The 6,601-nt window shown below is 75.3% G+C and carries 9 protein-coding genes; 3 read left to right on the forward strand and 6 right to left on the reverse strand.

The window, feature by feature from the left end:
* Positions 1 to 190: 190 nt before the first annotated feature.
* The 4 genes from ACGFXC_RS37050 to ACGFXC_RS37065 all read right to left on the reverse strand — a co-directional run bounded on the left by ACGFXC_RS37050 (position 191) and on the right by ACGFXC_RS37065 (position 4,156).
* Positions 191 to 1,753, reverse strand: coding sequence for a hypothetical protein (locus tag ACGFXC_RS37050; protein ID WP_393719343.1), 1,563 nt, complete (start codon positions 1,751 to 1,753; stop codon positions 191 to 193).
* A gap of 234 nt (positions 1,754 to 1,987) precedes the next feature.
* Complete coding sequence (locus tag ACGFXC_RS37055; protein WP_393719344.1) at positions 1,988 to 2,476, reverse strand: hypothetical protein; 489 nt, start codon at positions 2,474 to 2,476, stop codon at positions 1,988 to 1,990.
* Between the two features lie 52 nt (positions 2,477 to 2,528).
* Entirely contained in the window at positions 2,529 to 2,906 is a 378-nt protein-coding gene (locus ACGFXC_RS37060) for a hypothetical protein (RefSeq protein WP_393719345.1), read from the reverse strand.
* A 56-nt stretch (positions 2,907 to 2,962) separates the two neighbouring features.
* Positions 2,963 to 4,156, reverse strand: coding sequence for a tyrosine-type recombinase/integrase (locus ACGFXC_RS37065; RefSeq protein WP_393719346.1), 1,194 nt, complete (start codon positions 4,154 to 4,156; stop codon positions 2,963 to 2,965).
* Between the two features lie 149 nt (positions 4,157 to 4,305).
* Here ACGFXC_RS37065 and ACGFXC_RS37070 point away from each other — a divergent pair, with 149 nt between their 5' ends.
* Positions 4,306 to 4,629, forward strand: a complete 324-nt coding sequence (locus ACGFXC_RS37070; protein ID WP_393719347.1) for a hypothetical protein — start codon at positions 4,306 to 4,308, stop codon at positions 4,627 to 4,629.
* Between the two features lie 101 nt (positions 4,630 to 4,730).
* Here ACGFXC_RS37070 and ACGFXC_RS37075 read toward each other — a convergent pair whose 3' ends face one another.
* Complete coding sequence (locus tag ACGFXC_RS37075; RefSeq protein ID WP_393719348.1) at positions 4,731 to 5,120, reverse strand: hypothetical protein; 390 nt, start codon at positions 5,118 to 5,120, stop codon at positions 4,731 to 4,733.
* 135 nt (positions 5,121 to 5,255) lie between these two features.
* The gene (locus ACGFXC_RS37080; protein ID WP_393719349.1) at positions 5,256 to 5,618 is read right to left on the reverse strand and encodes a helix-turn-helix domain-containing protein; all 363 of its coding nucleotides are present in this window, start codon (positions 5,616 to 5,618) and stop codon (positions 5,256 to 5,258) included.
* Positions 5,619 to 6,175: 557 nt separating this feature from the next.
* Here ACGFXC_RS37080 and ACGFXC_RS37085 point away from each other — a divergent pair.
* A complete protein-coding gene (locus ACGFXC_RS37085; RefSeq protein ID WP_393719350.1) occupies positions 6,176 to 6,397 on the forward strand; it encodes a hypothetical protein in 222 nt (73 codons plus the stop codon).
* Positions 6,394 to 6,601 (forward strand): ParB N-terminal domain-containing protein (locus ACGFXC_RS37090; RefSeq protein WP_393719351.1); only part of this gene is annotated, 208 nt, incomplete at its 3' end. The genes ACGFXC_RS37085 and ACGFXC_RS37090, both read left to right, overlap by 4 nt.

Consider the following 6,601-nt stretch of genomic DNA (forward strand, 5'->3'; position numbering starts at 1 on the left):
CCCGCTCCTCCCCTCCCCCTCGGTACGGACGGAGCCGGGTAGCAGCGGGGCCCGATAGTCCATGGCCGGGCCCCGCCCCAGGACATGCCGGAGGCCCCCTCACACCCTGCGTGAAGGGGCCTCCGGTCAGCCACGGGCCCTACCGGCCCGCCGTCGCGGCCGGGCAGCACCTACCCGTGCACGGCCCCGGTCAGGCCCGGGCGCGGTGCCGCTCGTCCTCCGGGCGGAACCCCTCGACCCCGGCCGCGACCGGATCCGCGACTGGCGCGACGTACTCGGCGACCGCGCGCCGGCACCAGGCCGTCACCTCCGGGGCGCGCTGCGCCTCGACCTCGGTGTCGAGCTGCTCCCCGGCGATCCGTACCGCGTCGGCTGGGAGGAGGTGCCGGGACATCAGGTCATCGATCGCGTGCCGGACGGCGGTCCGCTCCGGCCCCTCCGGCAGGGCCCGGCGGGCGGTGTTCAGCGCCCGGCAGATCGTCGCCTGTCCGACGTCGAGGAGCTGCCGGTACGCCTCCCCGCCCCGCTCCAGCCGCGCGGCCGCCTCCTTCCGGGTCATGGCGCCCCGCTCGGCGAGCGCGGTCAACAGCGCCTCCGCCTGGGCGGCCCGCTCGGCGGCGAACTGGGCGGAGCGTTCCGTGTACGGCGGCTCAGGGAACTGGCCGCACAGCTCCCGGCCCTCCTGCGTCCAGTCGTGGAGGTCCCGGTCAGGGTGCCGTGGGCCCCAGCTCTCCGCCCACGCGAACGGGCCGTCGGCCCCGATCCCGAGGTGGGCCGCGATGTTCGACGTCTGCCAGTCGCTCCACACCAGGGTTCGCCACGCGGTGCCGGTCCACACGACCAGCGATGACCGGGGCGGGTGTGTCTCCCCGCCGTACCACGTCATCTCGGGGACCTCCGCCCGGTCCGGGGAGGCCGGCCGCGGCCCGGGCGCCGCCTTCGCGCGGGCCTGGGCGGGGGCGTCCGGGGCCTGGAGGTAGCTGTCCCGGATCTCGGAGACGTACCCGAGGTCGGGGCCGTGCTGGAGGACGTCAGCGCGGGTGAAGTGACCGTGGTGCGCGACGTAGGCCCGGGCGATGAGCTGGGCGTCTTCCCGGGTCGTGCACCAGCCGACGGTCTGCCACGAGGACGCCGAGCCGCCGTAGTCCTCGCCGAGCACCCGCCCGTCCTCCTGGCTCATGTCGAGCCAGGCCGCGACCTCCCACATGTTGGGGGCGGGGGCGAACCGCTGGGGCGGGTCGATGATCCGGCCGGGCGCCTCGACGGGCCAACCGGTGTGGGACCAGATCCACCAGCCGTGTTCTTCCCGCGCCCAGTGGGGCATCGCCACCATCGTCACGGTGCCGTCCTCGGCGCGGACCGGCACCGGCACCCGCGGTGCGCGGTTTCCCTGGTGGTAGCGGGAGCCGTTCGGGCCGCGCAGCACCTCGCGCAGCACGTACCCGTCCACGGCAGCCTCCACCGTGGCCCACCGCTCCCACGCCGGGCGGCGGCCCTCGGACCGGGCAAGCCGTTCCGCCTTGATCACGGCCTCCTCCGGCGTCACCGACCGCAACGGCAGCAGCCCGCCGGCCTCGGCGAGGGCCCGCAGGTGGTCCACGACGAGGCGCTCCCCGTCAGCCAACGCGCCCTCATCGACGGGCCGCAGGTGCGGAGGCAGGGGGCCGGCGGCGCGTAGGGCGGTCGTGTACTTGGCACCGGCCCGGGTGGCGGCGCGGGCGCGCTTCGCGGCGGTGCTCTGGTTCTTCGGCATCGACGTCTCCCGGCCGGGCAGGCCCACGCCCTCCGGCCGCACGTCAGGGGCCACGGAAGGAAGAACGGCGCAGCGCGCCGGAGTGTCATCTACGCGGGCCCCGGGAGACCTTGACCGCTCCCTATCGGGCCGCCCGCGGCGTGGGCGCGGGCTAAGCGGTGACCGGCAGTACGCGGCTGGCCGGGCGGTGCGCCCCCAGCGTAGGGGGAGGCGGCACCGCCCGGCGCCACAACGTCAGACCTGCGTGGTACGCCCGCCGGCCCGCTCGTGGTCGCCCAGCGCGCACAGCCCGCGCACCGCGGCGTGCTGCTCGGCGGTCAGGCCGAACGGCCGGGCGCGCCCCGCCTCGACGTCCTGGCGGTGGAGCGTGTGCTGTACGGACGCCCACGTACGCAGGAGCGCCCGGGCGTCCTCCACCTCGACGTCGAGGGCGCCCGCGACCTCCGCCCACGTCGCGCCCTGCTCCATCGCGTCGCGCACCCGCAGGCCGCGCCCGGTCTCAATGTCCTGCCGGATGGACTCCCGCAGGGCGAGGACGGCCAGGGCGTCACTGGCGGTCCCGCGCTCGACCTCGTGCGGGAAGTCGTCGGGGAGTTGCAGGTTGGCCATCCGGCCCGCGTGCTCGGCCTCCCGCTCCGCCTTCCACGACAGCGGAGTGGCGGCGGGGACGTCCTCGGGCCGACGGACGTCGAGGCTGGTCCACTGGGCGTAGGCGTCGGTCATCAGGTGCTCCTCAAGGTCAGGTTTCCGCAGGGTTCGTCAGGGTGGCGGCGGGTCATGCCGGGGTCAGTCGGCGGCGGCGGACGCCACCGCGCGGGCCGAACTCCAGGACGGCGTACGGCGCGGCCGCCGGCACCGGCTCCGCCCCGGGCTCGCCCGTCACGGCGTACAGCAGGACCGCCGAGCCGGGGCCGCCGTAGAACTGGGCGTCGGTGCGCACTGTGCCGTCCGCACGGCGCTCCACGTCGGTGTTCACGGATCCGGGGGAGGTCTGCACCCGGGCGCGGAGCGAGGTCTCCGCCGCGCGGACGGACGGCCACCACTCCAGCGGGCGGGCGTACGGGGCGCCGAGCGGGGCCGCCTCCTCGGGGACGGGCGTCCACACACCCCATGTGCGGGTGTGGATAGGACGGGCGGTGCGGGTGGCGGGCATCTGCTGCTCCTGGTGGTGGTGGTGACGGTGGGGGGCGGGCGGAGGCGTCCCGGTCATCACGCCGCCCCGGTGGTCTGGCCGGTCCAGCGGTCGAGGACGTGCCGGTACAGGTCCACGGACGCCTGCGCGTTGCGGGCCTTCACCGCCTCGTCGTCGCGCTGCCGGATGTACCCGAGGGTGGTGGCCGGGTCGGCGTGGTCGGCGAACTGCTGGATCTCCTCCAGCGGCACCCCGGCGTCGTGCATGTGCGTCAGCTTCGAGGCGCGGAGCACGTGCGGGGTGACGTCCCGGCACCGCTTGCAGGTCCGGAAGGAGTGGCGCGGGCGCGGCTCCGCCCCAGCGGGGCGCCGGCCACGGCCGGTGTAGGCGTCGGGGCACGTGAGGACACGGGCCTGACGGCCGAGGCGGGTCAGCACGCTGTCGACGTCGTGCCGGGTGTACGGGCGGCCGTCGGCGCGCAGCAGGAGCCGCCCGCCCGTGCGTCCGTCGAGGACGGCGTCCAGGAGCTCGCACAGCTCGGGCGGGAGGGTGAACACGCGGACCTTCCCGCCCTTGCGGGTCAGGTCGAGGCGGCACGTCCGCCCGCGGTTCTGGAGCGCGGACAGGTCGGCGGTGCACAGCTCGGAGACGCGTCCGGCGAGGGTGTACGTCAGGAGCACGGCGAGGGTCTCGTGCGCGTCGGCGCAGGCGCTCATGAGGCGCTGGAGCTCGTCCGCCTCCAGGACCGGGGTGGAGCGGGCGGCGCCGGCCGAACGGTCCTCCTTCGGCCGGTCGAAGCGGGTGACGAGCCGTACGGGCTGCCGCTCCTCCTTGAACGCCCGGAAGTCGGCGAGGGACTGCACGGCGGACAACCGCCGGTTGATGGTGCCTGCGGCCCGGCCCCGCTCCTCCTCCGACAGGCGCCATGTGCGGATCAGCCCGGGCGTCACGGCGTCGAGGTTGAACCGGGGGTGGCCCTGCTCGGCGACGACGGCCGCCCAGTGCCGGACGTCGTCGGCGTAGTTCCGCTTGCTGTCGACCGTCTTCACGGCGGTGGACGACAGCCAGTCGGCGACGAGGGCGAACGTGTCCCGGTCGCAGACCTCGGCGAGGAGCTCCAGGCGGTCACGGCGCGGCCCGAGGCGGTTGGAGACCGGGTCACGGGGGGCGACGTCGCTGAGCTGGGCGCGGAGGCGCGCGTACGCGTCCTCGGCGCGGGTCGCGGCGGTGGCGAGTTCCGAACCGGGTCGTCTCGTGGGGTTGTTGACCATGCGTTAGACGCTAACGCATAAGACACGTTATGTGGGTCGTTTTAAGTGGGGGCCACTCCACGGGGTGATCCGGGGAGGGAACGCGGGACGGACCGGTGAGGGGCTGCTGTCGTGAGGGCGTCCGTTCCGGCAGACCCAAGGAGACCCCCGTGCAACTCGCCTGCTTCCGCCCCACCCCGCCCGGCGTCTGGCCCTTCGAGTCCGTGGGGGTGGTCCTGAAGACCTTCCCGGACGGGGCGGAGCACTGGAGCCGCGGCCGCGCCCGGTCCGCCGGCCTCGCCTGCGCCGCGTGCGGCCTCGTCGACTTCCGCCGCGACCGGCGGGACGACAGGCCGGAGACGCTGCCCTTCGAGGTGCCGGGCCCGGACGGCGCGCTGCGCCTCGAATGCGGCGGCTGCCGACCCGAGTTCCACGACCCCGACGCGGAGCCGCAGCGCACGGCCACGGACCGGGCCATGACCCGGGAGGCATAGCCGCACGAGAACGACCCGGCCGTGGTCCTGGCGCTCCTCGACGGGCGCCGAGACCACGGCCCGGCGGCCGCCGTACGTCAACCGGTTCACCTACGGCGGAGCTACAGGAGCCCGGCGAGGAGCGCGCTGAACGGGTCTCCGTCCGGGTTGTCGTGGATGCGCTGCGACCCCTGGGCGCTCTCCACGGCCTTGCGAAGAACGCTGATCGCGGAGAGGTGCCCGGGCTCCCGCCGCTCGATCGCCCGGGCCAGGTGCACGGCCAGCTCCCGGTGCATGACCGCCTCGGGGGCGGTGACGCCCTCCAGGACGGTGCGCACCGCGGCGACGAGGACGCCGTCCTGCGGCGGCTGGTACGTGCCGGTGTCGTCCAGGGCGGAGGCCAAGAGGTGGCCGGCGGCCGCGGCGAGGGAGCAACCGCGCCGTTCGGCCAGGACCCGCAACCGGTCGTAGTCGCCGGGCGTGAGTCGGGTGCTGAGCACGTGCGTGGGCATCGGGGAGTCCTTTCAGGGGCGGACCCGGCCGCATCCCAGGGTGTTCGCCGGTAGGCGGCCGATGTAGTGCGCGGAGGGGGCGGCGACCGGGGCGGAGGCGTAGCGCTACAGCGGCCCGAGTCTGCGCTTGTTGTCCTAGTTCCGTAGCGTTTCCGCAGTCCCGCGCCGTCTCCGGCCGGGCGCTACGGCCGACGCGGGCTGGGTGGGCTGGTGTGCGGGCGGCATCGGCGGGAGGTCGGCGAGGGCGTCAGCCGCGTCCTCGGGGGCGTCACCGGTTGCCCGCCACAGGGCGGCTCCCTGCTGTGCCCACTGGTAGGCGGTCCCGACGGGGACGCCCATGCAGCGGGCGAGGGACCGATAGCTACGGCCCCGGGCGGCGAGGAGTGCGACGAGGCGTACCTGTGCCTGGTGCAGGACGTCGGGCGGGGTGGGCTCGGGGTGGTCGAGGATGTCGCCCAGGTCGAGGGCGGACAGCAGCGGTGCGGGCGTCTCGGGCATCGGGGGTCCTGGAGGGTTGCAGGAGGCCCCGGCCTAACACCAGCGGGCGGCGGACGGCGGCGCCAGTGTGGCATGCGGTCAGGAAGTGGCGCGGTCTAGTGGGGTGCTGTCGTTGGGGCGCCGGGCGGAGGCGAGGAGGTCGCGGAGCTCGGTGGCGCGGCGGCCGGGGTCGGAGGCCGGCGGGCCGGTCGGGGCGGTCGCGCAGTCGACGCACAGCCCGAGGGCATGGACGCGGGATGTTCGGCGGGTGCCGCATTCGCGGCAGTAGGGGCGGTAAGCGGGCACGGCGGCCTCCGTGGGAGTGCCGGGGCCCCGGCCCAGAACCAGCGGGCGCCACAGGGCCGCACGGCGGCCCTGATCATCACGGTACCGCCGGGTATCGGCCCGGCCCTGGGGAATAGGCCGGCCGTCACTGGTGGGGGGATGCCTCGGGGGCGTCGTCCTCGACGTCGCGGACGTGCCCGTACGCGGCCCGGCCTCGCCGCTCCGAGGCAGGACTAGGATCCTGAGTGCCGCTGGTGTTAGGCCGGGCCCCGTGACGACTCCCGGAGCCCCGTGTGCCCACATCCCTGACCCGCGGCTACGCCCTGCCCGAGCGTGCCGCCGCCCGCGGCCGCGTCGCCGGCCTGGTCTCCAATGACCCCGATCACCCGGCCCTCCCCGCCGCCCGCCGGGCGCTGACCGCCACGCAGCTCAAAGCCGTTCTGCTGACCGCGCTCGATCAGGTCGAGACGCTCATCGCGGCGACCGCCGACGAGGCCCAGGAGGCGCAGCGGTGAGGCTCCCCCTGTCAGACATCCGGGTCGGGAAGCGGGACCGTGAAGACCTCGGGGACCTCGCCGGACTCCAGGCGTCCATCACGGCTGTCGGGCTGCTCCATCCCGTCGTCGTCACGCAGGACGGCGACCTCGTCGCGGGCGGCCGGCGCCTCGCCGCCGTGACCGGCCTCGGGTGGGAGACCGTGCCGGTGACCGTGGTCACCC

Origin of the sequence: Streptomyces sp. NPDC048507, assembly GCF_043199995.1 — a bacterium.
Lineage (GTDB): Bacteria > Actinomycetota > Actinomycetes > Streptomycetales > Streptomycetaceae > Streptomyces.

Coding starts and splice junctions, on each gene's coding strand:
- ACGFXC_RS37050 (WP_393719343.1), bottom strand. CDS start 1,753: ATGCCGAAGAACCAGAGCACCGCCGCGAAGCGCGCCCGCGCCGCCACC.
- ACGFXC_RS37055 (WP_393719344.1), bottom strand. CDS start 2,476: ATGACCGACGCCTACGCCCAGTGGACCAGCCTCGACGTCCGTCGGCCC.
- ACGFXC_RS37060 (WP_393719345.1), bottom strand. CDS start 2,906: ATGCCCGCCACCCGCACCGCCCGTCCTATCCACACCCGCACATGGGGT.
- ACGFXC_RS37065 (WP_393719346.1), bottom strand. CDS start 4,156: ATGGTCAACAACCCCACGAGACGACCCGGTTCGGAACTCGCCACCGCC.
- ACGFXC_RS37075 (WP_393719348.1), bottom strand. CDS start 5,120: ATGCCCACGCACGTGCTCAGCACCCGACTCACGCCCGGCGACTACGAC.
- ACGFXC_RS37080 (WP_393719349.1), bottom strand. CDS start 5,618: ATGCCCGAGACGCCCGCACCGCTGCTGTCCGCCCTCGACCTGGGCGAC.